Source organism: Kitasatospora sp. NPDC030952 (assembly GCF_055571335.1).
In genome coordinates this window covers 94,916-118,922 of the sequence record NZ_JBVIFM010000006.1, presented here as the reverse complement: position 1 = coordinate 118,922, position 24,007 = coordinate 94,916, and the positions used below count along the sequence as shown (strand labels likewise).

The window sequence follows — 24,007 nt, the reverse complement described above, 5'->3', positions numbered from 1 at the left end:
CGACCGTTCCCGTCGCTCGGCCGCGCCGGAGGCGGCCCGTCAGATGTGCTCCATCACGATCACCGCGAGGGTGTCCGGGGCCAGGGCGCGGAACACGTGCGGGGCGTCGCCCGGGTAGCTGATGTAGTCGCCCGGGCCCAGCTCGACCGGTGCCTCACTCGGGCCGACCAGGGCCCGGCCCGCGCCGATCATCACGTGCTCGACGGTGCCGGGCATGTGCGGGTCGGAGGCCCGGGTCTCGCCGGGCTGGGCCTCGATCCGGTAGATGTCGCGCCGGGCGTTCGGCGGGCAGGAGGAGAGCACGGTGGCCGCGTAGTCGGCCCGTTCGGAGTGGGTCACCGGGCCCTCTCCGGCCCGCAGCACCTTGACGGTCGGGCGCGGCGGGTCGACCAGTCGACTGAACGGCACGTTCAGTGCCACCCCGAGCGCCCAGAGCGTCTCCACGCTGGGATTGCCCGCGCCCGACTCCAGCTGGGAGAGCGTCGACTTGGCGATGCCGGCGCGGCGGGCCAGCTCGGTCATCGACAGTCCGCCGCGCTCGCGTTCGCGCCGGATGGCCGCGGCGATCTGGCCGATCAGCTCCGTGCCGGAGCCGTTGGCGCCCTCGGCCCGGGGGGTCCGGTCACTCATCCTCGCCACTCACGATTCTCGCCACTCACGCTTTCTCCAGACTCCTTCGGTCGGCTTCCCGCAGCCGGTGCCGCTCGGGTTCCGGCTGGCGCCGGTCGGTGCCGGTCGGTGCCGTTCATGCTGCCACGGCTGTCGCCGGGGGTGTCGTCGGCGAGCGTCGTTCGCTGTGCCGGTCGTTCCGTTCGCCTTGACGAACCAGGCGCCTCGGGTTCACTCTGATGGACATGCGTTCGCTTCTCCGAACACTCGAACATGCCACCCTGCGCGACATCGCCCTGGTCTGCCTCGCCGACGCGCTGGTCGGCGCCTCCTTCGGCGCGATCAGCGTGTCCGGCGGCCTGCCGCTCTGGGCGCCGGTGGCCCTCTCCGTCCTCGTCTTCGCGGGCGGTTCGCAGTTCGCGGCCGTCGGCGTGGTGCTGTCCGGCGGCGGTGCGCTGGCCGCCGTCGCCACCGGGCTGGTGCTCAACGCCCGACTGCTGCCGTTCGGCTTCGCCGTCGCCGACGTCCTCCAGGGCCCTTGGTGGCAAAGGCTGTTCGGGGCGCAGATGCTCACCGACGAGAGCGCGGCCTTCGCGCTCCAGGAGAGCGAACCGCGGCGGCGTCGGGCGGTGTTCTGGATCTGCGGGGTCTCGCTGTTCGTGGTGTGGAACGTCGCGGTGCTGCTCGGCGGGCTCGCCGGCGGGCTGATCGGGGACACCGACGTGTTCGGCCTGGACGCCGCCTTCCCGGCGGTGCTGCTCGCCCTGGTGCTGCCCTCGCTCGCGGACCGCGGGACCCGTACCGCGGCGGTGGCGGGCGCGGTGGTGGCCGTCGCGGCCACACCGTTCGTACCGGCCGGGCTGCCCGTGCTGCTCGCCCTGGTCGGGCTGCTGTTCGCCGGGCGGCCGATGGTGGCGTCGGCGTCGGGGCCGGCGTCGGGGCCGGAATCGGGGCCGGGGCCGGGGCCGAAGTCGGGGTCCGCATTCGAGTCGCCGGAGTCGCCGCAGTCTCCGGAGCCAGTGGTCGCTGCGGCGGCCGTGAAGGAGGACGTCCGATGATGCCCCTGTACGCCGTACTGCTGCTGGCCGCCGGGACCTACGCGTACCGCGTGGCCGGTCCACTGCTCGGGCACCGGCTCGCCCTCTCGGAGCGGCTGCGCCACCTGCTGATGGTCGCGGCGGCGGTGCTGCTGGTCGCGCTGGTGGTGACCGGCGCGCTGACCCAGGGGCACGGCTTCGCCGGGTGGGCGCGCCCGGCGGGCGTGCTGGTCGCCGGGGTCCTCGCGTGGCGCAAGGCGCCGTTCCCGCTGGTGGTCGTGGCCGCCGCCGGGACGGCGGCGGTGCTGCGGCTGTGCGGGGTGGGGTGAGGGCGGGCGGGCGTCGGGCTGACGGCTGGCAGCGGACAAGTTTCAGCGAACAGCTGACAGATTTCGAAATCTGTCAGCTGTTCGCTGTTCGCTGTTACCTGCCGCCGTCAGCCGTCAGCCGTCAGCCGTCAGCCGCTCGCCGTCAGTCGTCCGTCGCCGACCGCTCCGCCTGGATCTCCGGCCGCTTGCTGTCCCACAGCAGCTCCCACACCTTGAACACGCAGTGGTAGTCGCGCATGCTCCCCTGGAGGATCAGCAGATAGGTGTCCCCGTCCCGGAGCAGCGTCTTCCGCCGGCTGCTCATCGGATGGTCCGGGGTGTAGGTCGGGACGATCCGCCGCAGCTCCGCGACGGCCTCCTCGCGGGTGCCCTCCACCTCGCCGAGCACCTTGCTGCCCCAGGTCCGGTCCCTGCCGATGCCCACCGTCTCCTCGACGACCAGCGCCCAACGCGTCATGCTCCGCCTCCCCTTCCGTGTTCGCTCGGGCCGGTCGCGTAGTCCGGCGCCGTGCTGGACATGTCGTGTTCCTCACGCGTTCCCGTCGGTCCGAGGCCGGGCGGGTTGCGGAATACTCGCCGGTGTCCCGCCGAGACTACAAGGAGCTTCAATGACGAAGCCGACCCGGATCGACCCGTCCGACCTGCTCGCGGTCGGCGACCTCCTCTCCGACGAGGAGCGGCTGATTCGTGACACCGTCCGCCGGTTCACCGAGGAGCGGATCCGCCCGCACATCGGCGAATGGTTCGAGCGCGGTGTCTTCCCGGCCCGTGAACTCGCCCCCGAACTCGGTGCCCTCGGCGTGCTCGGCATGCACCTGGACGGCTACGGCTGCGCGGGCGCCGGCGCCGTGGCGTACGGGGTCGCCTGCATGGAGTTGGAGGCGGCCGACTCGGGGCTGCGCAGCTTCGTCTCGGTCCAGGGCTCGCTCGCGATGCGCTCGATCCACGCCTTCGGCTCCGAGGAGCAGAAGCAGCGCTGGTTGCCCGGCATGGCGGCCGGCGAGCTGATCGGCTGCTTCGGCCTCACCGAGCCCGACTTCGGCTCGGACCCGGCGAACATGCGCACCCGGGCGGTGCGCAAGGGCGGCGACTGGGTGCTGTCCGGCAGCAAGATGTGGATCACCAACGGCAGCATCTCGGACGTCGCCGTGGTCTGGGCGCAGACGGAGGAGGGGGTGCGCGGCTTCCTGGTCGAGCGCGGCACCCGCGGCCTGACGGCGACCGACGTGCACGGCAAGCTCTCCCTGCGCGCCTCCGTCACCAGCGAGTTGGCCTTCGACGAGGTGGTGCTGCCGGCCGATGCGGTGCTGCCCGGCGTCACCGGTCTGCGCGGGCCGCTCTCCTCCCTCGGCGAGGCCCGCTACGGCATCCTCTGGGGCACCGTCGGTGCCGCCCGCGACTGCTACACCGCCGCCCTGGACTACGCGAAGAGCCGGATCCAGTTCGACCGTCCGATCGCCGGTTTCCAGCTGACCCAGCAGAAGCTGGTCGAGATGATGCTGGAGGTGGAGAAGGCGTACCTGGTGGCCCTGCGGATCGGCCGGCTGAAGGAGCAGGGCGCGGCCCGCCCGGCGCACATCAGCTTCGGCAAGCTCAACAACGTCCGCAGTGCGCTGGAGATCGCGCGCAGCGCCCGGACCGTCCTCGGGGCCAACGGCATCACCACCGAGTACCCGGTGCTGCGGCACGCCAACAACCTGGAGTCGGTGCTCACTTACGAGGGCACCAGCGAGATCCACACCCTGGTCCTCGGCGAGGCCATCACCGGCGAGTCCGCCTACCGCTGACGGGCGGTCCGCTGCCACCCGGAGCTGCGAAAACCGGTGGCCGGGACCGTGGCGGCCCGGCTACCGTCCCCGGCATGACCAGCCAGCCCGTTCAGCAGCCCCCGACCACCACCCTCTGGCGCCCCACCGGCCCGGAGGAGCTGGCCCTGGTCGAGGCCGCCGATTGGCGTGCCTGGCCGCCCCGGCTGCCCGAGCAGCCGATCTTCTACCCCGTGCTGAACGAGGACTACGCGATCCGGATCGCCCGCGACTGGAACGTGCCGGCCTCCGGCGTCGGGTACGTCACCCGCTTCGAGGTGGAGACGGACTTCCTCGCCCGCTATCCGGTGCAGCGGGCCGGCGGCCGGACGATCCTCGAACTCTGGGTTCCGGCCGAGGAGTTGGCCGAGTTCAACCGGCACATCGTCGGCCGCATCGAGGTCGTCCACGAGTTCCGGCCGCAGCCGCAGCCGCAGCCGCAGCCGTGACAGCCGCAGCCGTGACAGCCGCAGCCGTGACAGCCGCAGGCGCGACGCCCGACGCGAGCAAGCCCGTCCTGCTCACCTCCGCCCAGCCCACCGGCACCACCACCCTGCTCACCGCGGCCGCCGCCCGCCGGGGCCTGGCCACTGCCGTGCTGTCCGGCCCGGAGCTGGTCGGACTGTTCGCCGGGCGGCCCGTCCACTGGTACGGCGGGCCGCTCGCCGCCGCCCGGATCGCCGGACCCTTGGGGCTGGCGCTGCTGGAACCCGAGGACGACTGGCTCGCCCGGCTCCCCGAGGAGTTCACCCGCCGTCGGATCGAACTGACCACCCTGGCCGAGGCCTGGACGCTGCGCCACCCGGCCTTCGTCAAGCCGCCGGCCGACAAGTCGCTCCCGCCCGCGGTCTACCCGGACGGCTCCCGGCTGCCCCGCACCGGCGAGCGGATCGGCCCGGACACCCCCGTGCTGGTCAGCGAGCCGGTGACCTTCGCCGCCGAGTACCGGCTGTTCCTGCGCGACGGGGAGGTGCTCACCGGCAGCCGGTACGCCCGCTTCGGCCGGCTCGACCCGGCGCCGCTCACCGCCGCGGCCACCGCCTTCGCCCGCCGGCTGCTGGACGCCGTCGGGGACACCCTGCCCAGCGCCGTGGCCCTGGACGTCGGCCCGATCGCCGACCCGTACGACCCGGCCGAGCACTGGGCCGTGGTCGAGGCCAACCTGCCCTGGTTCGCGAACTGCTACGCCGCCGACCCGGACCGCGTCCTGGACGTCGTGCTGCGTGCGGCGGGCCCGGCCGCCGTACTCGCCGAACCGGACCGCCGCTTCGTCCGGGCGACCGGCTGACGGACGGGCGCCCGGCGTCGCAGCAACTCCCGAACTCCCAGCGCCGCAGAAACCCCCGGCGCCGGAGAGCTCTCGACGCTCCCGGCAACCTCCCGACGCCGGCAACCTCCCGACACCTCCCGGACACCCCCCGTTGGGCGGCCCGACGCCGCGCGGTACGGCGGGCCGTGAAGCATGGCGCGGTCGGCGGCGCCCTCGGCGGGTGCGGCCGGGTGTGCACGACCGAGAGGAAGCTCCACCATGTCCGCAGCCCAGTGGCCCCGCCCCCGCGTCCTCGTGGTCGGGATCGACGGAGTCCGCCACGACTACCTGGCGCAGGTGCCGATGCCGCGCCTCCAGGAGGTCGCCGAGGCCGGGTTCCTGGTGCCGGTGACGGTCGCGGACTCCACGCCCACCATGTCCGGGCCCTGCTGGGCCACCATCGTGACCGGCGTCGAGCCCGCCAAGCACGGCGTCTGGGGCAACCACCTGGGCGGCAACCGGCTGGACGTCTTCCCCGACTTCGCCACCCGCCTCAACCGCGGCGACCGCCGCCGCACCTTCGTCGCGGCCGGCTGGGACCCGCTGATGATCAACGAGTCCGGCGGCCCGCTGTTCCGAGCCCCCGGCCGGCTCTCCTACGTGGCCCCGGCCGAGGACACTCCCGAGGCCTGGGAGGCCGTCGACGAGGAGGTCACCCGGGAGGCCGTCCACGTCCTCGGCACCGCCGACCCCGAGGCCTCCTTCGTCTACCTCGGCGCGGTGGACGAGACCGCCCACTTCCTCGGCTGCGGCGAGGAGTACCGCGCCTCGATGCGCACCGCCGACGAGCGCCTCGGCCGCCTGCTGGACGCCGTCCGCGGCCGGGAGGGCTACGCCGAGGAGCAGTGGACCGTCATCGTGGTCACCGACCACGGGCACGTCGACGCCGGCGGCCACGGCGGCCGGACGGTCGAGGAGCGCACCGCCTGGGTCGCCTGCGCCGGGCACGACATCCCGGCCGGCCCGCCGACCGGCGAGATCCGCCACCCCGACGTCGCCGCCCAGGTGTACGCCTCGATGCTGCGCCCGATCGACCCGCACTGGACCCTCGACGGCCGCCCCTTCCCCGTCGCCCGGCCGGTCCCCGCCGCGGTCTGACGCGTCACCCGACTCCGCGTCATGCCCCGGGTGCAGCAGGCCGGGCTGCGGTGGAACCGCGCTTGAGTCAGGCTCGATCGGGGCGCGGGAGGTACGAGAACCCGGCGTGGCAGCCTGAGCGCCGCAAGGCACGTACGTCCGGGACCGGGCCCATGGACATACGCCTGAAGGTGGAGACGGTACCCCGTGGGTTGGATGCAAGATCGCGACCTGGTGGTGACGCTCGGGCAGGACGGCCCGGGCCACCATGGATACACCCGGCCGGCGGAACGCTCGGCCCGGACGGGTCACGGACGGACCGGCCACGGTCCCGGACGCACCGGACCCACCGGACCCACCGGACGCACCGGACGCACCGGACCCACCGGACGCATCAGCGACGTACACGGAGAGGGCAGTCAGGCATGAAGGGCATCGTGAGCAAGGTCGCGCTGGGAGTCGCGGGCACCGGCATGGCCGTCGCCGTGGCAGCCGTGGCAATCGGCCCGCGGGTGTCCGAGTGGTACGACGGGCGCCACCAGGAGCAGGTCTCGTACGACAGCGGCTCGCAGGCCAAGGCCGACCGCCGCTCGATGCCCGCCTGGCTGCCCGACAACGCCTCCTCGGTCAAGTACGTGATGTCCACCACGGGTGACGACCGGCTGCTGCGGGCCACCCTTCCCGAGGGCCGGCTGCCCGTCGGCTGCAACACCGGCGTGCCGGGCAAGGGCCCGCACCCGGTGCCGGCCTCGCTCAAGGCGGGCTGGTTCCCGGAGGGCGTCGCGGCCAAGGCCACCGGCACCTGTGGGCACTACAATGTGACGCTCACCGGCAACCAGCTCTACGCGTGGCAGGACGGCGCGACGCTGCAGGCGGCCCTCCGCGCCGAGCACGTCGCCAAGCACTGAGGGTGCTGACCGGGCGCTGATCCCGGATCAGCCGTCCTGACCAGGGAACGAACGGCCCGCCGGGCACCGGAAGGTGCGGGCGGGCCGTCGTCGTGCGCGTGCTGTGGATCGGCCGGTGGGCGGATCCGTCCCGGTGCACCCCTGCCGTCGTCACGCCCGCCGGGCTGCGATAGGACGGATCGCGAACGAACCCGAGTCACCGCGTCCGTTAGGAGAGCCATGCCCGGCCCGACCGTCGGTCCGACCGACGACACGTCGACCGCTCCCGCCTCAGCAACCGGCACGTCACCGGCCGTCGGCCCGAAGACCGGTGCCGGCCGGGCCACCATCGCCGTCCTCGGCGGCCTCACCGCGCTCGGCCCGCTGACCACCGACCTCTACCTACCCGGCTTGCCCGCGATCGCCGACGACCTGGTGGCCGAACCGGCGGCCGTCCAGCTCACCCTGACCTTCTCGATGTTCGGGGTCGCGGCCGGGCAGTTGCTCTTCGGGCCGCTCAGCGACCGCTTCGGGCGCCGCCCGCCGCTGCTCGCCGGGCTGGTCGTCTACACCCTGTCCAGCGTGGTGTGCGTGTTCGCGCCGAACCTCCCGGTGCTGATCGCTGCCCGCTTCGTCCAGGGCGTCGCCGGATCGGCGGGACTGGTCATCGGACGCGCCGTCGCCCGGGACCGCTTCCAGGGCGTCGCGATGCTGCGCTTCCTCGCCTCGATCGCGCTGATATCCGGGCTGGCACCGATCCTCGCGCCGGTCATCGGGGCGCAGCTGATGCGCTTCACCTCCTGGCGCGGAACCTTCGGGGCGCTCACCGCGCTCGGGCTGCTGCTCACCCTGGCCGCCTTCGGCGCGCTGCGCGAGACCCTGCCGCCGCAGGCCCGGGTGGGCGGCGGGGTCGGCGCCGCGCTGCGCACCATCGGCCGGCTGCTGCGCCATCTGCCCTTCCTGGGACTGGCGTTGACCAGTTCGCTGGCGTTCGGCGCGCTGTTCGGCTACATCAGCGGCTCGTCCACGGTGCTGCAGCACGTGTACCAGGTCTCGCCGCAGACCTACAGCCTGCTGTTCGGTCTGAATTCGCTGTCCATCGTGGTGATGACCCAGCTGAACGGGCGGGTGCTGGCGCCGCGCTTCGCGGCGCGGTCGCTGATGCTGGCCGGGCTCGGGACGGCGGTCGCGGCCGGGGTGGCACTGGTCCTGCTGACGACGGTGTGGGACTTCGGGCTGGCCGGGTTCTGCCCGCCGCTGTTCGTGCTGATGGGCAGCCTCGGGGTGGTGCTGCCGAACACGGCGGCGCAGGCGCTGGGCCTGGTCGAACCGCAGACGGCGGGGACGGCCTCGGCACTGCTGGGGACGGGCAACTTCCTGTGCGGTGCGGTGGTCGCACCGTTGAGCAGCATCGGCGGACGGCCGTCGGCGACGCTGCTGGCGCTGGTGGTGCTGGGCTGCGGAGTGCTGGCGTTGGCGGCGTACGTGGCGCTGTGCCGGCCGGGGCGGCTGCGGGAGTCGGCGGCGGACAACTGACGACGAACGGATGACAGCTGACAGATGATGAAATCTGTCAGCTGTCATCCGTTGTCTGTTGTCTGTTACCTGTTCCGCGTCACCGCCGTCAGGCGATCGAGAAGTCGTCCCCGTACACGCTGCCCTGCCCGTACCAGCCGTGCAGGTACACCGTGACGCTGCCGGTGGCGTCGGTGGTGAAGGGCACGGACAGCTTGGTCCAGCCCGAGGAGTTGGCCCAGGTGCTGGCGGTGGCGCCGCCGCTGACGCCCAGGTAGGCGTAGTTGCCCTGCACCCAACCGCTCAGCGTGTAGCCGGTGTTGGGCTTCAGCTTGACGGTCTGGCCGCACTCGCCGGTCTGGCTCGCGGAGGCCGCGGCCTGCAGCGCGTACGAGCCGGAGTGGACCGGCGTGGAAACGACGCCTCCGCCGCTCTGGCAGGTCCACGGGGCCAGGCTGCCGGTCTCCAGGCCACCGTTGACCAGGCCGGTCGACGGGGCCGTCCCGGTGACGGTCAGCGAGTAGGTCGCGGTGTGGGTGCCGGAGGGGCCGGTGGCGGTCACGGTCAGCGGGTAGGTGCCCGCCGCGGCGGCCGAGGTGGTGGCGATGTTGAGGGTGGCGCCGTTGCCGGCGGTGACGCTGCCGGGGGTGACGGTGGCGGTGACGCCGGCCGGGGCGCCGCTGACCGAGAGGCTGACGCTCTGCGCCGAGCCCGCCGTGACGGCCGTGGCGATGGCCGCCGAGGCGGACGAACCGGCCTTCACGGTGGCCGAGTTCGGGTTCACCGCGACCGAGAAGTCATTGGTCACGGTGGAGCCGCTGGTGAACGGCGCGAACACATGGGTGAAGTCCCAGGTGTTCTGGGCGATGCCCGAGCAGGAGTCGTCCCCGGCCTTGCCCACGCAGCCGCCGTTGTCGCGCTGGAGCGCCCAGAAGGCGAGCGTGTTGATGCCCTTCGACACCGCCCAGTTGTACACGGTGGTGGCGTTGGCCACGGTGAAGGTCTCGGCCGCGCCGTAGTCGTCGATGCCGACCATCTCGGTGATCCCGATCGAACCCCACAGCTGCGCCGGGGACTTGGCCGGGTAGAGCTGGGCCAGCTGGTCGTACAGGCCCTGCGCCGAGGTCTGGGTGTCGGCCGCCATGTCGTGGGTGGAGCCGTCGTAGTAGTCGAAGGTCATCATGTTGACGACGTCGATCCGGGCCTTGTTGCTGACCGCGTTCCGCAGCACCGCGAGGCCGTTGTCGGCGAGCCCGCTGGTGGTGGTCGGCAGGGTGTAGGAGAACTGGACGCTGCGCCCGTTGGCGCCGGCCCAGTCCTGCACGACCTTGATCGCCTTGTTGCGGCGGTCGATGCCGGCCGAGTTGGTCAGCGAGTTGTCCTCGATGTCGAGGTCGATCCGGCTGATGTCGTAGGTGGTGATCAGGTTCTCGTAGGCGGCCGCGATCTGGTTGACGTCGGTGCAGCTGTCGGCCAGTTCGGTTCCGGTGTTGTCGGCGGTGTAGCCGCCGAAGGAGGGGATCACGTCCCCGCCGTTGGCGCGGATGGTGGCGATGTCGGCGCCGAAGGTCGAGGAGGAGACGGGCTTGGAGGTGTCGCCGTTCCAGTACGGGGTGCAGGAGCCCTTGGTGGCGGCCTGCAGGAAGGCCATCGTCAGGTACTTGGCGCCGGACTGCGCGGCCAGGGTGGCGGGGCTCTGGCCGGTCCAGGACTCGAAGTAGGGCGCGAAGACCCGGTTGGGGAGCGGGGTGGCGGCCTGGGCGGAGCCCGTCCCGGCGGCGACCAGGCCGGCCGAGGCGGCCAGGGTGACGCAGGCCGTCAGCGCGGCCTGGAGGGTTCTGCGAAGACGCATGGATTCTCCAACAGACGTGGTGGGGCAGGACGTTGGGGAGTTGCGGTACGGCCCGGGGGCGTCGGCAGCCGTGTGGGGTCGGCCGCGTGGGCGCCTGGTCCGGGGCATTCGGTGCGGGGCATTCGGTGCGGGGGTCGATGTGGGGGGTTCGTGCGGACGCGGGGGCATGCGGAACCCGCCGACTCGCGTGGAGGCGGGCGACGGTGCGAAGGTGCGCACGCCGTACGGAGCGGGGGTGGAGCGGAGCAGGGCAGGGCGGTGCCTCAGCCGCCGGTGGTCACACCCCCACAGTGCATCCCGGTCGGATCGACATGCTTATGTTTGGACTAGACCACTGGTCTGTCAAGAGAGCTAACAGTTCGTCAGCGGATGGTCCGGGCCGCCGAAGGGCGGTGATCGGCGGCCTGGCGGGGCGGCGCGATGGCCGCTCGCCTGCCGGGGGCCGCTGAAACGCCGGTGGCTGCCGAGATGCCGGTGGCTGCCGAGATGCCGGTGGCCGCGCACCCGGCGGGCGGGGCGCGGCCACGGCTGCCCGGAGCTCAGGACACCGGGCGGTTGGGGGGAGGGACGGAGCGGCGTCAGCGCGCCGGCGGGCAGAGGGTGGCGCGCAGCGCGTCGTCGATCTTCGCGGCGGTGTCCGGCCCGAAGCCCTGCGGGTGCTCGGGCGAGGTGAAGTTCTGTCCGGCCAGCTCGGCCAACTTCGCCTTGTCCTTGGGGTACTGGTACAGCGCCTGGCACTGCTTGCGGGCCTGCTCCACCACCTGGTCGGGCTTGCCCCCGACGATCGCCGGGTCGATCGCGGTCAGCGCCGCGACCACCTTGCCGGTCAGGTCGGCGTCCGGCTTGCCGGGCAGTCCGGCGTCGGCCGGCGGTGCGGGCTTGGCCGGGGCCGAGCCGTCGGCGCCGGGGGCCGACGCGGAGGCGGGGGCATCGGGCGCGGACGGCGCGGCCGTCGTGGGCGCCGAGGCGGACGAGCCGGCCGAGGGGGCGCCGGACGCGGCGGCGGCGGTGGGGGAGCCGGTCGCGGCGGTGCCCTTGCCCGAGGCCGAGCCCGAATCCGAGCTGGAGCAGGCAGCGAGGCTCACCGCGGCGAGTGCCGTGAGGGAGGCGGCGAGGAGACGAGTGCGCATGGCGCCACACTGTCATGTTCGCGGCGCGGAAGGGAAGGTCCCGTCCGGCCGGCGGAGGGCCCCCGGTACGGCGGACGGCGGCCCGGAGGGAGTGCCTCCACGCCGCCGTCCACCCACTCCGACCGCCGTCCGTCGTTCAGTCCGTCCGTCGTTCAGTCCGGTCGCCGGTCGCCGGTCGCCGGTCGCCGGTCGCCGGTCGCCGACCGCCGGTCGCCGACCGCCGTTCAGTTCGGCCGTCGGCCGTCGGTCGTCAGCCGAGCCCGTTGGCCTTCAGCCAGTCCTTGGCCACCGCCGACGGGTCCTCCTTGTCGACCGAGACCCGCTTCATCAGCCCCGTCAGCCCGGTCGTGTCGAGCTTGGCCGACACCGCGTTGAGCGCCGCCGTCGCCGTGGCGTCCACGCCCGCCTTGTTGATCAGCGGGGTGACGTTCTGCGCGCCGAAGACGTTCTTCGGGTCGCTCAGCGGCACTAGCTTGTACTGGACGATCTTCGGGTCGGTGGTGAACACGTTGCCGACCTGGATGCTGCCGTCCTTGAGCGCGTTCGCGGTGGTGTCGGCGGTGGGCTTCCACTCCTTGAAGGTCAGCCCGTAGGCGTCCTTGAACTGCTGCTCGCGGCGGGACTTGAACTCCGGCGGGCCGCCGATGGTGAACTCGCCGGCCTTGGCCGTCAGGTCGGCGATGCTCTTGAGGTTGTACTTGTCGGCCGTCTCCTGGGAGACGCTGAGCGAGTCCTTGTCCTCGGCGGGGGAGGAGTCCAGGATCCCGAGCGAGGCGGGCAGCGCCTTGGTCAGCGCCGCGTTCACGTCCTGGGTGGTGACGGCGGTGTTCTTGGCGTCCAGGTAGGCGAGCAGCGCGCCGTTGTACTCGGGCAGCACGGTCAGGTTGCCGCTCTGCAGCTGGCCGTAGAGCACCTCGCGGCTGCCGATGTTGAACTTCTCCTCGACCTTGACGCCCTTGGCCTTGAGCGCCTGCGAGTAGATCGAGCCGAGCAGCACGTTCTCCGGGAAGTTCGCCGAGCCGACGACCACCGTCCCGCCGCCGGAGCCGCCGCCGGAGCCGCCTCCCGTGGCGGCGGAGCCGGCCCCGGAGGCCGAGGCGCTCGGGCCGCCGCCGAGCGGGTTGCTGCTGCTGGCGGAGGAGCCGCAGGCGGTGGCGCCCAGGGCGAGCGCGACGAGCGTGCCGAGGACGACGGCGCGCCTGCTTCTCTGCATTGTCGACATGGTGACAGTTGTCCTTCCGGAGCGGATGGGAGAGGAAAGCGAAGGGGAGTGCCTCAGCGGGCCTTGCGCTGGGCGCGCACCCCGGGCGGGAGTGCGAACCGCGCGAGCAGGGCGAAGAACAGCTGGGCGCCGACCGCGAGCAGCACCACCAGCAGCGCGCCGCCCACGGTCACCGCGTACTGCCGGGTGGCCAGCCCGTCGATGACGTAGCGGCCGAGGCCGCCCAGTCCGACGTAGGCCGCCACCGTGGCGGTCGCGATCACCTGGACGGTCGCGGTGCGGAAGCCCGCCAGCAGGGTGGGCGCGGCGGAGGGCAGGCAGACCTGGAACAGCACCTGCGGGTGGGTCAGCCCGATCCCGCGCGCGGCGTCCCGGACGTCCGGGTCGGTGCCGCGCACCCCCTCGACGGCCGCCACCAGCAGCGGCGGCGCGGCCAGGGCGACCAGCGGGAACAGCACGGCGGTGTCGCCGACCCCGGCCAGCAGCACCGCGAGCGTCACCAGGCCGAGGGTGGGCAGCGCGCGGGCGGCTCCGGCGAGCGCGGTGACCACGGTGACGCCGCGCCCGGTGTAGCCGATCAGCAGCCCGAGCGGGACGGCGATCAGCGCCGCGTAGAGCAGCGCCTCGCCGGAGAGCAGCAGGTGCTCGGAGACCCGGTGCACGATCGAGTCCGGGCCGCTGCGGCGGTCCGGATCGGAGAAGAAGTCGCTCAGCCAGTTCAGCCAGTTCACGAGCCCGCCCCCTGCTCCCGGACGGCCCAGGGCGCGAGCAGCCGCCGGGCGGCCACCAGCAGCAGGTCGACGGCCAGCGCCAGTACGGCGATCAGCACGATGCCGGCCACGATCGGGGTCGGGAAGGTGCGCTGGAAGCCGTCGATGAACAGGTAGCCCAGCCCGCCGCGCCCGATCAGCGCGCCGACGCTGGCCAACGAGATGCTGGACACCGCGGCGACCCGCAGCCCGGCGATCAGGTACGGCACGGCGGCGGGCAGTTCGACGGCGGTCAGCCGGTGCCACGGCCCGTACCCCATCGCGGTGGCGGCCTGTCGGACGGAGTCCGGGACGGCGCGCAGCCCGTCCACGGTGGTCGGCAGCAGGACGGCGAGGGCGTAGAAGGTGAGCGGGATCATCACCGTCGCCTGGGTGGCGAGCCCGGTGTACGGGATCAGCACCACGAAGACGGCCAGCGAGGGCAGCGCGTAGACGATGTTGAAGACGGCGGACAGCGGCTGGTACAGCCGGGGGAAGCGGGCGCAGGCCAGGCCGAGCGGGACGGCCAGCAGCAGGCCGATGAGCACCGGGACCAGGGCGATCACGGCGTGGTCGGCGAGCAGGTTGCCGAGGTAGCCGACGTGGTCGCCGATCCAGTACCAGCGGACGAGCGGTTCATCGTCCACCGTCGGCTCCGTCCGCCGGCCCGGTCCGGTCCGGTTCGTCGATGCCGACGGGCTTCTCCACGCTCACGGCCTTCTCCACGCTCACGGCCTTCTCCGCGCCCGCAGACCCGTCGCCGGTCGAGCCGTCGCCGGTCGAGCCGCCGCCGGTCGAGCCGCCGACGGGTGTGAGCGCGCCGAGGACGGCCTCGCGGTCGGCGGTGCCGATCGCCCGGCCGTCGGCGTCCAGCGCGACCGCGACCCCGGCGGGGGAGAGCACGGCGGCGTCCAGGGCGGCGCGCAGGGTGTCGGTGTCCGGGCGGAAGCCGGCGGCCGGCAGCAGTTCGGTGCCGCCGGCGCCGCGGTCGATCCAGCCGATCGGACGGCGCTCGTCGTCCAGGGCCAACTCCCAGCCGCCGTAACCGGATCCGTCGGCGAGCGGGTGCAGCCGGATGGTCTTCGCGGGCCGCAGGCCGAGGCCGCGCAGGCCCCGGTCGCGGCCGAGGAAGGCGGCCACACCGTCGTCGGCGGGGGCGGTCAGCAGGGTGTGGGGGTCGGCCAGTTGGGCGATCCGGCCGTGCTCTCGCAGTACCACGACCTGGTCGCCGAGGCGGACGGCCTCCTCGATGTCGTGGGTGACGAACAGCACCGTCTTGTGCAGCTCGGACTGCAGCCGCAGCAGCTCGTCCTGGAGTCCGGCCCGCACCACCGGGTCGACGGCGCTAAAAGGTTCGTCCATCAGCAGTACCGGTGGGTCGGCGGCCAGCGCCCGGGCCACGCCGACCCGCTGCTGCTGGCCGCCGGACAGTTGGAACGGGTAGCGCTTGGCGGTCTCGGGGGCGAGGCCGACGAGTTCCAGCAGTTCGGCGGCCCGGGCGCGGGCCTTCTTGCGGTCCCAGCCGAGCAGGTAGGGCACGGTGGCGATGTTGTCGATCACCTTGCGGTGCGGGAAGAGCCCCGCCTGCTGGATCACGTAGCCGATGCCGCGGCGCAGCTTGGCGGGTTCCAGCTTCGCCACGTCGGCGCCGTCCAGCAGTACGCGGCCCGAGGTGGGCTCGACCATCCGGTTGACCATGCGCAGCAGGGTGGTCTTGCCACAGCCGGAGGGCCCGACCAGGACGGTTATCCGACCGGTCGGGACCTCGAGGTCCAGTGCCTCGACCGCGATGGTGCCGTCGGGGTGGCGCTTGCCGGCGCCCTCGAATCTGATCACGGAGTGTTTCCTCGTCAGGGCGCCCGGTGGAGGCGGCGCCTGTGTCGGTCGGTCTTTCGGTGGTTCGGTTGACGGCGGTCTTACTGCCCGGGCGTTCTTCCGCCCGCGTGGCTGCCCAGCTTTGGACCGGCGGAAACTCTGATCAGACTATGACCTGCGTCATCTCCTGTCCCTGATTTACAGCCCGGCACGCGGCGTGACCCCGGCTCGGCGGCCGGGGCCACGCGGTGTGACCGTCGGTTCGACGGCCGGGGCCACCGGAGGTGACCTCGGCTCAGCCGCCCGGGCGGGTCGGCAGTCCGGCGGCCGCCCAGCCGACGAACCCACCGTCCAGATCGGTCGCCCGGTGCAGCCCCAGCTCGCGCAGCGAGGCCGCGGCCAGACTGGAGGCGTAGCCCTCCGAGCAGACCACGATCACCTCGACGTCGTAGCCCGAGGCCTCGGGAATGCGGTGACTGCCCGTCGGGTCGAGCCGCCACTCCAGGACGTTGCGCTCGATGATCAGCGAGCCGGGGATCCCGCCCTCGGCCGCCCGCTGCGCCGCCGGACGGATGTCCACCAGCAGCGCGCCCTCCAGCTGGGCCTGGTACGCCTCCCGGGCGCGCGGACGGTGGACGCCCTCGCGGGCCCGCTCCACCAGGTCGTCGATCGTGGTCACCATTGCTCCGGTCCTTCCTCCGAGGTGCGGACGAGCCCGCCGGCCCGCAGGTCGTAGTGCGCCATCGAGCTGAGCGGGGGCGAGTAGGCGTGCAGTGTGACAGCCGGGCCCGAGGCGGTGTTGCGCACGTCGTGCACGTACTCCGGGCCGAAGGCGCGGGCGGTGCCGGCCGGGACCCGGCGGATCAGCAGGCCCTGGTCCGGGCCACCGAGGGACAGCTCCTCCAGCTCGCCGAGCGCGACGGTGAACGCGCCGCGCGAACCGCCGTGGTCGTGGAAGCCGGTGGACTGGCCGGGCAGCCAGCTGATCAGCCAGACCTCGTGGTCGTCGTCGGCCACCAGGCGCTGGTACCAGCGCTCCTCGGTGGAGAGCCGGACCAGGTGGATCCACTGCTCGGGCCGCTCGGCCAGCTCGCGGACGACGCTCCGCAGGGTGTTCGGGGTGAACGGGGCGCGGGCCCGCCCGGCGGCGGGCGGCTCCCCGGGCGTGGGTGGCTCCCCGGGGGCGGGGGTCGGGGTCTCGGCTACCAGGTCCAGGCTCATGGGGGCGTCCTCGGGTGCGGCGGGAACGTCGGCAGGGGGCGCTCGGGTCCGGCGGCGGGGCTGCGGCGTGGCGGTGGCGGTGACGGGCGCGGGCCGGCGGAGCGACCCGGCTCGACCGGCACGGCACGCGCGGGTGCCGCCGGGCGGGCGGGATTCAGGACTGCGGATGCGGGTGCGCGGTACGGGCCCTGGCGGTGGTCACAGGGCGGAACCGGCGGAGCGGAGCAAGGTCAACAGGCACAGATGGAACTCGCCTGGCGCCGCAGATCGACGTGCAGGCGGCAAACCAGAGTGGTGCCGGAGTCCATGCCAGGGATCCTTTCCGAGCGGGTCGGAGGAAGTCAAGCCGGGGCAGCCGCTTGTTGCGCCCTGTTAACCAGCGGCCCGACCGCCCGGCCGACCGCCTGCCTGACCGCCTGCCTGACCGCCTGCCTGACCGCTCGCCCGACCGTCGGCCCGACCAGTGGCCCGACCGCCTGCCCGGCCACTGCTTCGGCCCCCGGTTCGGCTCCCGACCCGACCCCTCCCGGCTCAGCCCTCGGCGGGGACGCGCGGTCCCGGCGGTCCCGGCGGTGCCGGTGGCGCCGCTGTGGCGGAGCCGTCCGCGGCGGTCGAGAGGGCGCGCTCGATCACCGGACCGGCCTGCTCGCCCAGGTAGCGGCCGAGTGTCTGGTAGGCGTCGAACTGCTGGTGGTCGAACCACTGGTCGCTGGTGCCGTCGTTCGGGAAGGCCTGGTTGGCCGCCGCGTAGGACTGCAGCTCGTACGGCATGTCGGCGGTCAGCACGGCCTGGAGGACGATCAGCGTGCCGTGCCGCTCGGAGCCGGGCTCGCCGTCGAGGGCCGGGTAGTGGATGTCCCCGGTGATCACGCCGCAGGCCGAGAGCCGGTCGGAGAGCTGGGCCGCCAGCCCGTGCAGGGGCGGAGCGGAGCCGTCCCGCCCGGCGGTGGCACTGCCCGGGATCAGCAGCTCCGGCTGGTGCAGGGTGATGACGACGCCCAGTTCCTCGCGGGCCAGGGTGATCGCGGAGGCGAGGTTGGCGGCGTAGCCGGAGTCCCCGCTGGCGTCGATGCTCACCGCCGTCCGCACCCGGTGCCGCAGCAGCTCGACCAGTCCGAGGTTCTCGTAGTGCCCGCCGTCGGTGGTGAGCAGGAAGCGGTCGTCGGCGGGGAACCGGCCGGTCAGCTCCCGCAGTTGGTACGGGAGCCGGCGGACGGCGGGCTGCCCGGGGCGGCGCCAGTCGGGTGTGCCGGACCAGGCCGGGCCGAGCTGTGCCGGGTTGGGCAGCCACGTCCCGAGCCGGGCGTTGGTCACCGCGAACAGCCCCTGGTAGACCCGGGACTGGCGGCCCATCGCGGAGGAGAAGGCGGCGCCGGAGACGGCCATCGCGGACTGCACGGTGAGGTCCCGGGCGATGTGCCGGCGGGTGCGCCGCTCCAACAGGTCGGTGCGCGCGTACCCGACGTCCGGGCCGCCTACGTAGTCGTACGAGAGCGAGAAGGACACCGCCCGACGGCCCGGCGGTGTACGGGAGTTGCCGGACAGGTTGGCCGCCGCCGAGAAGATCACCTGGGGGAAGTCGGGGTGCCGGGCGGCGTAGTGGCTCAGCCAGGTCTGCTCCCGGTGGAAGTCGTACCGGCGGGCCAGTGAGCGGCCGCCCTCGGTGACCCGTCGAACCGCGAACGCCGAGGCCAGGCGCAGCCGGTAGAACGGGTGGAGGCCCATCCAGGTCTGGTCGAGGTTGAGCCCGACCGCGCCGAGCAGCAGCGGCAGCAGCACCTGGACGGCCGTCGGCCAGGCGTAGCCGGTGGCGACCGCCCAGCCGAGGGCCAGCAGCGCGCCCGCCGTCAGGGTGCCGAGGGCGGCCCAGACCACCAGGTACTGGGGGAGGTTGGCGGTCAGCCCGCCGCCGATCCGGCCCGCGCCGCGCAGCGCCCCGGCGGCCGCGCGCACGCTCCGGCCGATCGTCCGGCGGTCGCGCCAGAGTATGCCGAGCAACAGGGCGAGGTAGCTGAGCACCACGGTGAGGCTGAGGCCGGCGCCGGTCAGCTGCGGGCCGGCCGCCAGCGCCTGCTGGAGCCGGACCGCGCCCCAGGCCAGCCCCGGCACGGCCAGCACGCCGAGGGCGAGCAGCCCGGCCAGTGCGAGCGCGGCGTAGTTGAGCCGGCGCAGGGCGCGCGGCAGCAGCGCGTGCCAGCCGAGCGGCGGGAAGGCCAGCAGCCACAGCAGCCAGCACCCGGCCGCCGCCGCGAGCAGCGCGCCGAGGGCTGCCAGCGCGGGGGCGCGGAACGCCAACGCGCCCGGCACGGCTCCCGGGTGGCGCAGGCCGGCGGCGGCCAGGGCGTCCAGGTCGGTGAGCGGGACGGCGTGGTAGAAGCGGCTGAGGCCGAGCCCGAGCACCAGGACGGCGGCCAGCAGCAGGGTGAGTGCGGACAGCACGCCGCGCAGCAGCGTGCCGAGGGCGATCAGCCACTCGCCGGTGCCGTCGGCGATGTACTTGCTGTGCCGGCGGAGGTGGTCCTCCTCGGGGGAACCGGGCGCCATCACCGTGTCGGCCGTCAGGCCCGAGGTGGCGTGCACCGGGCTGCCGGGCGCGGAGTCGCTGAGGGCGAGCTGCAGCGCGCCCACGGTGTAGCCGCCGCCGGAGACGGACACCAGGTAGCGGGCCCGTTTCAGCCATGGACGCAGCGCCTGGAGCGCGCCGAGGGTGACGCAGGCCGAGCGGATGCCACCGCCGGAGGCGCAGAAGCCCAGTTCGGCGGGCTCGCGGCCGGGTGGCACCCGGCCGGCGTCCCGCCAGTGGGCGTGGGTGTCGGGGGCGTCGGCCGCCGGTGCTTCCCGGGGCGGGCGGTGGTGCGGCAGCCTTCCGTGCCGGGTGAGCACGGGCCACGGCGGTATCAGCGCCGGGCGGTCGGGGTCGGCGTCGTCGCCGGGTTTCGCCGCCCCGGGGCGCAGCCCGCGGACGGCCCGGGCGGCCGTCACCGCCAGCAGGCCGGCCGCCGTCACCCCGGCGGGCAGGAGCAGCAGCCAGGTGACGGTGGCCAGCGCCGCGGCCACTGTGAACGGCGTGTCGGAGCCGCCGTGGTCGAGCCCGAGGCGCAGCAGGACGTTGGCGCCGAGGTCGCAGCCCGCGGCGAGCAGCCCGGCGACCCCGACCACCAGTGCCGGGCCGATCCGGCGCCGGTGCCCGAGCACGTAGCCGCCGAGCAGCGCCGCGGCTACCAGCGTCAGCACGTAGCCGCCGATCAGCCAGAGCTCGGCGCGCAGGGCCGCGAGGTACGCCGAGGTGTGCTCGCCGACCACCGCCTCGGCGGCCGCCCGGGAGCCGGCCAGTTGCAGGGCGGTCAGCCGGGTGTGCGGCGCCTGGCCGCGGGCGGGCAGAAGGCCGAGGGCGAGCGGCAGCAGCGCGCCGAGGGCGAGCAGCAGGCCCGCCCAGGCGGGCAGGGCCGGCGGCCGGCCGGCCGCGCCGCCGCCGGTGCTCGCTCCCGGTGCCGCTGCCACCGGCGTGTCCGGCTTGTCCCGCGTGTCCGACGTGTTCGACGTGTCCGCCGTACGCTCCTCGTGCCCGCCCACCGCTGCCATCCCCACCACCCCCCGTTCGGCTCCCCGCCGACCGTCGATCCCCGTGCCCGGCTCCTGAAGTCGCCCCGCAGCGCCGTCAGATGACGACCCGTCGAAGCGTCCAGGCGCGTTTTACCCTGCCGTGGCCGATTCCGCACCCCCGGTGACCGCTTTCACTCGAATGAGTAAGGAGGTCACCAACGGGGTAGATGAGCGTTTCATCCCACCCAGGACCGTTCGCGTGTCCGCGTAACGAGATCGCCCCAGACGCGTTACCGCCAACGTATTGTCAGGCCACCGAGGCCCGGCCTACCGTCTACAGATCGCTTTCTACGCACGTAGACCCTTCCCGTAGACCCCTGTGGTTCCCCGAGCGGACCCGCAGGCGAGACCCGCCCCGTCAACCCTCAGACCGCGGGCCCGACCGCACGGCCGGGACGCGGAGTTGCGGAGGTACCCATGTCGCAGATCGTCCGTGCCGCGCTCGTCCAGACCCGCTGGACCGGCGACCAGGAGAGCATGATCGCGCTCCACGAGCGGTACGCCCGCGAGGCCGCCGCCCAGGGCGCGAAGATCATCGGCTTCCAGGAGGTCTTCAACGCCCCGTACTTCTGCCAGGTCCAGGAGGCCGAGCACTACCGCTGGGCCGAGGCCGTACCGGACGGCCCGACCGTGCGCCGGATGCAGGACCTCGCCCGCGAACTTGGCCTGGTGATCGTCGTACCGGTCTACGAGGAGGAGCAGACCGGTGTGTACTACAACACCGCCGCGGTGATCGACGCGGACGGCAGCTACCTCGGCAAGTACCGCAAGCACCACATCCCGCAGGTCAAGGGGTTCTGGGAGAAGTACTACTTCAAGCCCGGCAACCTCGGCTGGCCGGTCTTCGACACCGCCGTCGGCAGGGTCGGCGTCTACATCTGCTACGACCGGCACTTCCCCGAGGGCTGGCGCGCCCTGGGCCTGGCCGGGGCGCAGATCGTCTACAACCCCTCCGCCACCAGCCGCGGCCTGTCCGGCTACCTGTGGCAGCTCGAACAGCCCGCCGCCGCCGTCGCCAACGAGTACTTCGTCGCCGCCATCAACCGGGTCGGCACCGAGGAGTACGGCGACAACGACTTCTACGGCACCTCCTACTTCGTCGACCCGCGCGGCCAGTTCGTCGGCGAGGTCGCCTCCGACAAGGAGGAGGAACTCGTCGTCCGCGACCTCGACCTCGGCCTGATCGAACAGGTCCGCCAGCAGTGGGCGTTCTACCGCGACCGCCGGCCCGAGGCCTACGGACCGCTCGCCGAGGCCTGAGGAGCAGCCCGATGAGCACCCGTGACCCGCGGCAGCGCACCGTCGTCCGCGGCGGCCTCGTCATCACCGCCGCCGACGAACTCCACGCCGACGTCCTGATCGAGGGCGAGCGCGTCGCCGCCCTCGCCGCCACCGGCAGCGCCGCCGCCGAGGCCTGGACCGCCGACGCCGTCATCGACGCCACCGGCCACTACGTCATTCCGGGCGGCGTCGACGCCCACACCCACATGGAGCTGCCGTTCGGCGGCACCGCGGCCTCCGACACCTTCGAGACCGGCACCCGCGCCGCCGCCTGGGGCGGCACCACCACCATCGTCGACTTCGCCGTCCAGCCCGTCGGCGGCGCCCTGCGCGAGGGCCTGGACACCTGGCACGCCAAGGCCGAGGGCAACTGCGCGATCGACTACGCCTTCCACACCATCGTCTCGGACGTCAACGACGCCGTCCTCAAGGAGATGGACGCGCTGGTCGACTCCGGCGAGTCCACCTCCTTCAAGCTCTTCATGGCCTACCCCGGCGTCTTCTACAGCGACGACGGCCGCATCCTGCGCGCCATGCAGCGCGGGGCGGCCAACGGCGGGCTGACCATGATGCACGCCGAGAACGGCATCGCCATCGACGTCCTGGTCGAACAGGCCCTCGCCGCCGGACGCACCGCCCCGCGCTACCACGGCGAGGTCCGGCGCGAACTGCTGGAGGCCGAGGCCACCCACCGGGCGATCAAGCTCGCCCAGGTGGCCGGCAGTCCGCTCTACGTGGTGCACGTCTCCGCCGCCTCGGCGCTCGACGAACTCGCCCGGGCCCGCGACGCCGGCCTCCCCGTGTTCGGCGAGACCTGCCCGCAGTACCTCTTCCTCTCCACCGACAACCTCGCCGAGGAGGGCGCGGACGGCTTCGAGGGCGCCAAGTACGTGTGCAGCACGCCGCTGCGGCCGCGCGAGCACCAGGAAGCGCTCTGGCGCGGGCTGCGCACCAACGACCTCCAGGTGGTCTCCACCGACCACTGCCCGTTCTGCTACGTCGGGCAGAAGGAACTGGGCCGCGGTGACTTCTCCAAGATCCCCAACGGTCTTCCGGGCGTGGAGAACCGGATGGACCTGCTCCACCAGGCCGTGGTGGACGGGCGGATCAGCCGGCGCCGCTGGATCGAGATCGCCTGCACCACGCCGGCCCGGATGTTCGGGCTGCACCCGCGCAAGGGCACCATCGCGCCCGGCGCGGACGCCGACCTCGTGGTCTACGACCCCACCGCCGTGCAGACCGTCTCCGCCGCGACCCACCACATGAACGTGGACTACTCGGCCTACGAGGGCCGGCGACTCACCGGCCGGGCCCGGACGGTGCTCTCGCGCGGCACCGTGGTGCTGGACGACGGCCGCTGGCTCGGCCGGCCCGGACACGGCACCTTCCTGCGCCGCGACACCTGCCAGTACCTGACCTGATCCCCCCTCCCGTCCGGGGCCGCGCCGCACGCCGGCCCCGGACCGCCCTCCCGATCCCTCTCCCGGAGCCACCATGGACATCGGCCTCGTCCTGCAGACCGACCCGCCCGCCCGCCTGCTCATCGACCGGATGATCCGCGCCGAACGGGCCGGGTTCAGCCACGGCTGGACCTTCGACTCCTGCGTGCTGTGGCAGGAGCCCTTCGTCATCTACAGCCGCATCCTCGCCGAGACCGAGCGGCTCACCGTCGGCCCGATGGTCACCAACCCCTCCACCCGCACCTGGGAGGTCACCGCCTCCCTGTTCGCCACGCTCAACGACATGTACGGCAACCGCACCGTCTGCGGCATCGGCCGCGGCGACTCCGCCATGCGGGTCGCCGGCCGCCGGCCCGCCACGCTCGACCGGCTCTCCCAAGCCATGCACGCCATCAAGGAGTTGGCCGAGGGGCGCACCGTCGAGGTGGACGGCACCGAGATGCACCTGCCGTGGGTCGGCCCCGGCGCCGCGCTGCCGATCTGGATGGGCGCGTACGGCCCCAAGGCGCTCGCCCTGACTGGCCGTCAGGCGGACGGTTTCATCCTGCAGTTGGCCGACCCGTACCTCACCGAGTACATGGTCAAGGCGGTCCGGACCGCGGCCGTCGAGGCGGGCCGGGATCCGGCCGACGTCACCATCTGCGTGGCCGCGCCCGCGTACGTCACCGCCGACGACTCGCCCGCCGCGCTGGCCCACGCCCGGGAGCAGTGCCGCTGGTTCGGCGGGATGGTCGGCAACCACGTCGCCGACCTGGTCAGCCACTACGGCGAGCACTCCGACCTGGTGCCGGATGCCCTCACCGACTACATCAAGGACCGCCACGGCTACGACTACAGCCACCACGGCCGGGCCGGGAACCCCGACACGGCCTTCGTCCCGGACGGGATCGTCGACCGGTTCTGCCTGATCGGGCCGGCCGAGACCCAGCGCGCCCGGCTCGCGGAACTCCGCTCCCTCGGCGTCGACCAGTTCGCCGTCTACGCGATGCACGACGCGGTCGAGTCCACCATCGACGCCTACGGGACGGACGTCATCCCCCACCTCTGAACCCGTGGTCCCCTGAGTTCGTGATCCGCTGAACTCGTGATCCGCTGAACTCATGAGC

Annotated in this window: 23 protein-coding genes; 11 read left to right on the top strand and 12 right to left on the bottom strand. The window is 73.3% G+C overall.

Annotation, left to right across the window (positions count from 1 at the left end):
- Nucleotides 1-39: 39 nt before the first annotated feature.
- Nucleotides 40-630, bottom strand: a complete 591-nt coding sequence (locus ACZ47G_RS14155) for a helix-turn-helix domain-containing protein (RefSeq protein ID WP_465742276.1) — start codon at nucleotides 628-630, stop codon at nucleotides 40-42.
- Between the two features lie 224 nt (nucleotides 631-854).
- On the opposite strand from ACZ47G_RS14155, the gene ACZ47G_RS14150 reads away from it, so the two are divergent.
- Entirely contained in the window at nucleotides 855-1,667 is an 813-nt protein-coding gene (locus ACZ47G_RS14150) for an AzlC family ABC transporter permease (RefSeq protein WP_465742273.1), read from the top strand.
- Nucleotides 1,667-1,975 carry an AzlD domain-containing protein gene (locus ACZ47G_RS14145; protein ID WP_465742645.1) on the top strand — a complete coding sequence of 103 codons (309 nt, stop codon included), beginning with the start codon at nucleotides 1,667-1,669 and terminating at the stop codon, nucleotides 1,973-1,975. Before ACZ47G_RS14150 ends, ACZ47G_RS14145 begins: the two co-directional genes overlap by 1 nt.
- 142 nt (nucleotides 1,976-2,117) lie before the next feature.
- Here the strand turns inward: ACZ47G_RS14145 and ACZ47G_RS14140 are convergent, their stop codons facing one another.
- Nucleotides 2,118-2,432, bottom strand: coding sequence for a basic helix-loop-helix domain-containing protein (locus tag ACZ47G_RS14140; protein WP_465742271.1), 315 nt, complete (start codon nucleotides 2,430-2,432; stop codon nucleotides 2,118-2,120).
- A gap of 151 nt (nucleotides 2,433-2,583) precedes the next feature.
- On the opposite strand from ACZ47G_RS14140, the gene ACZ47G_RS14135 reads away from it, so the two are divergent.
- The 6 genes from ACZ47G_RS14135 to ACZ47G_RS14110 all read left to right on the top strand — a co-directional run bounded on the left by ACZ47G_RS14135 (nucleotide 2,584) and on the right by ACZ47G_RS14110 (nucleotide 8,589).
- Nucleotides 2,584-3,762 (top strand): acyl-CoA dehydrogenase family protein, encoded by a 1,179-nt coding sequence (locus ACZ47G_RS14135; RefSeq protein WP_380451090.1) that lies wholly within the window; start codon nucleotides 2,584-2,586, stop codon nucleotides 3,760-3,762.
- Nucleotides 3,763-3,836: 74 nt separating this feature from the next.
- Nucleotides 3,837-4,229 carry an ADP-ribosylation/crystallin J1 gene (locus tag ACZ47G_RS14130; RefSeq protein WP_465742269.1) on the top strand — a complete coding sequence of 131 codons (393 nt, stop codon included), beginning with the start codon at nucleotides 3,837-3,839 and terminating at the stop codon, nucleotides 4,227-4,229.
- Nucleotides 4,230-4,297: 68 nt separating this feature from the next.
- Nucleotides 4,298-5,068, top strand: a complete 771-nt coding sequence (locus ACZ47G_RS14125) for an ATP-grasp domain-containing protein (protein WP_465742643.1) — start codon at nucleotides 4,298-4,300, stop codon at nucleotides 5,066-5,068.
- Between the two features lie 240 nt (nucleotides 5,069-5,308).
- Nucleotides 5,309-6,187 carry an alkaline phosphatase family protein gene (locus ACZ47G_RS14120; RefSeq protein ID WP_465742267.1) on the top strand — a complete coding sequence of 293 codons (879 nt, stop codon included), beginning with the start codon at nucleotides 5,309-5,311 and terminating at the stop codon, nucleotides 6,185-6,187.
- Between the two features lie 404 nt (nucleotides 6,188-6,591).
- Nucleotides 6,592-7,074, top strand: a complete 483-nt coding sequence (locus ACZ47G_RS14115; protein ID WP_465742265.1) for a hypothetical protein — start codon at nucleotides 6,592-6,594, stop codon at nucleotides 7,072-7,074.
- A gap of 219 nt (nucleotides 7,075-7,293) precedes the next feature.
- Nucleotides 7,294-8,589: a multidrug effflux MFS transporter gene (locus tag ACZ47G_RS14110; protein ID WP_465742263.1), complete on the top strand. Its 1,296-nt coding sequence runs from the start codon at nucleotides 7,294-7,296 to the stop codon at nucleotides 8,587-8,589.
- A gap of 88 nt (nucleotides 8,590-8,677) precedes the next feature.
- Here the strand turns inward: ACZ47G_RS14110 and ACZ47G_RS14105 are convergent, their stop codons facing one another.
- The 10 genes from ACZ47G_RS14105 to ACZ47G_RS14060 all read right to left on the bottom strand — a co-directional run bounded on the left by ACZ47G_RS14105 (nucleotide 8,678) and on the right by ACZ47G_RS14060 (nucleotide 20,058).
- The gene (locus ACZ47G_RS14105) at nucleotides 8,678-10,420 is read right to left on the bottom strand and encodes a glycosyl hydrolase family 18 protein (protein WP_465742261.1); all 1,743 of its coding nucleotides are present in this window, start codon (nucleotides 10,418-10,420) and stop codon (nucleotides 8,678-8,680) included.
- A 578-nt stretch (nucleotides 10,421-10,998) separates the two neighbouring features.
- Entirely contained in the window at nucleotides 10,999-11,550 is a 552-nt protein-coding gene (locus tag ACZ47G_RS14100) for a hypothetical protein (protein ID WP_465742260.1), read from the bottom strand.
- Nucleotides 11,551-11,800: 250 nt separating this feature from the next.
- Nucleotides 11,801-12,763, bottom strand: a complete 963-nt coding sequence (locus ACZ47G_RS14095) for an ABC transporter substrate-binding protein (protein ID WP_465742258.1) — start codon at nucleotides 12,761-12,763, stop codon at nucleotides 11,801-11,803.
- A 62-nt stretch (nucleotides 12,764-12,825) separates the two neighbouring features.
- Nucleotides 12,826-13,503 (bottom strand): ABC transporter permease, encoded by a 678-nt coding sequence (locus ACZ47G_RS14090; protein WP_380451076.1) that lies wholly within the window; start codon nucleotides 13,501-13,503, stop codon nucleotides 12,826-12,828.
- Complete coding sequence (locus ACZ47G_RS14085) at nucleotides 13,500-14,168, bottom strand: ABC transporter permease (RefSeq protein WP_380451074.1); 669 nt, start codon at nucleotides 14,166-14,168, stop codon at nucleotides 13,500-13,502. Before ACZ47G_RS14085 ends, ACZ47G_RS14090 begins: the two co-directional genes overlap by 4 nt.
- A complete protein-coding gene (locus ACZ47G_RS14080; RefSeq protein WP_465742255.1) occupies nucleotides 14,158-15,357 on the bottom strand; it encodes an ABC transporter ATP-binding protein in 1,200 nt (399 codons plus the stop codon). The genes ACZ47G_RS14085 and ACZ47G_RS14080 overlap by 11 nt, the downstream gene beginning before the upstream one ends.
- Before the next feature lie 274 nt (nucleotides 15,358-15,631).
- Complete coding sequence (locus ACZ47G_RS14075; RefSeq protein WP_465742253.1) at nucleotides 15,632-16,018, bottom strand: rhodanese-like domain-containing protein; 387 nt, start codon at nucleotides 16,016-16,018, stop codon at nucleotides 15,632-15,634.
- Complete coding sequence (locus ACZ47G_RS14070; protein ID WP_465742251.1) at nucleotides 16,012-16,557, bottom strand: cysteine dioxygenase; 546 nt, start codon at nucleotides 16,555-16,557, stop codon at nucleotides 16,012-16,014. The genes ACZ47G_RS14075 and ACZ47G_RS14070 overlap by 7 nt, the downstream gene beginning before the upstream one ends.
- Before the next feature lie 230 nt (nucleotides 16,558-16,787).
- Nucleotides 16,788-16,865: a putative leader peptide gene (locus tag ACZ47G_RS14065; RefSeq protein ID WP_101948289.1), complete on the bottom strand. Its 78-nt coding sequence runs from the start codon at nucleotides 16,863-16,865 to the stop codon at nucleotides 16,788-16,790.
- Between the two features lie 223 nt (nucleotides 16,866-17,088).
- The gene (locus ACZ47G_RS14060; protein WP_465742249.1) at nucleotides 17,089-20,058 is read right to left on the bottom strand and encodes a hypothetical protein; all 2,970 of its coding nucleotides are present in this window, start codon (nucleotides 20,056-20,058) and stop codon (nucleotides 17,089-17,091) included.
- A gap of 519 nt (nucleotides 20,059-20,577) precedes the next feature.
- Between ACZ47G_RS14060 and ACZ47G_RS14055 the strand changes: the two genes are divergently transcribed.
- From ACZ47G_RS14055 to ACZ47G_RS14045, 3 genes are all read left to right on the top strand, one after another.
- Nucleotides 20,578-21,420, top strand: coding sequence for a nitrilase-related carbon-nitrogen hydrolase (locus tag ACZ47G_RS14055; RefSeq protein ID WP_465742248.1), 843 nt, complete (start codon nucleotides 20,578-20,580; stop codon nucleotides 21,418-21,420).
- A gap of 11 nt (nucleotides 21,421-21,431) precedes the next feature.
- A complete protein-coding gene (gene hydA / locus ACZ47G_RS14050; protein WP_465742246.1) occupies nucleotides 21,432-22,862 on the top strand; it encodes a dihydropyrimidinase in 1,431 nt (476 codons plus the stop codon).
- Nucleotides 22,863-22,935: 73 nt separating this feature from the next.
- A complete protein-coding gene (locus tag ACZ47G_RS14045; protein ID WP_465742244.1) occupies nucleotides 22,936-23,949 on the top strand; it encodes a TIGR03842 family LLM class F420-dependent oxidoreductase in 1,014 nt (337 codons plus the stop codon).
- Nucleotides 23,950-24,007: the final 58 nt, after the last annotated feature.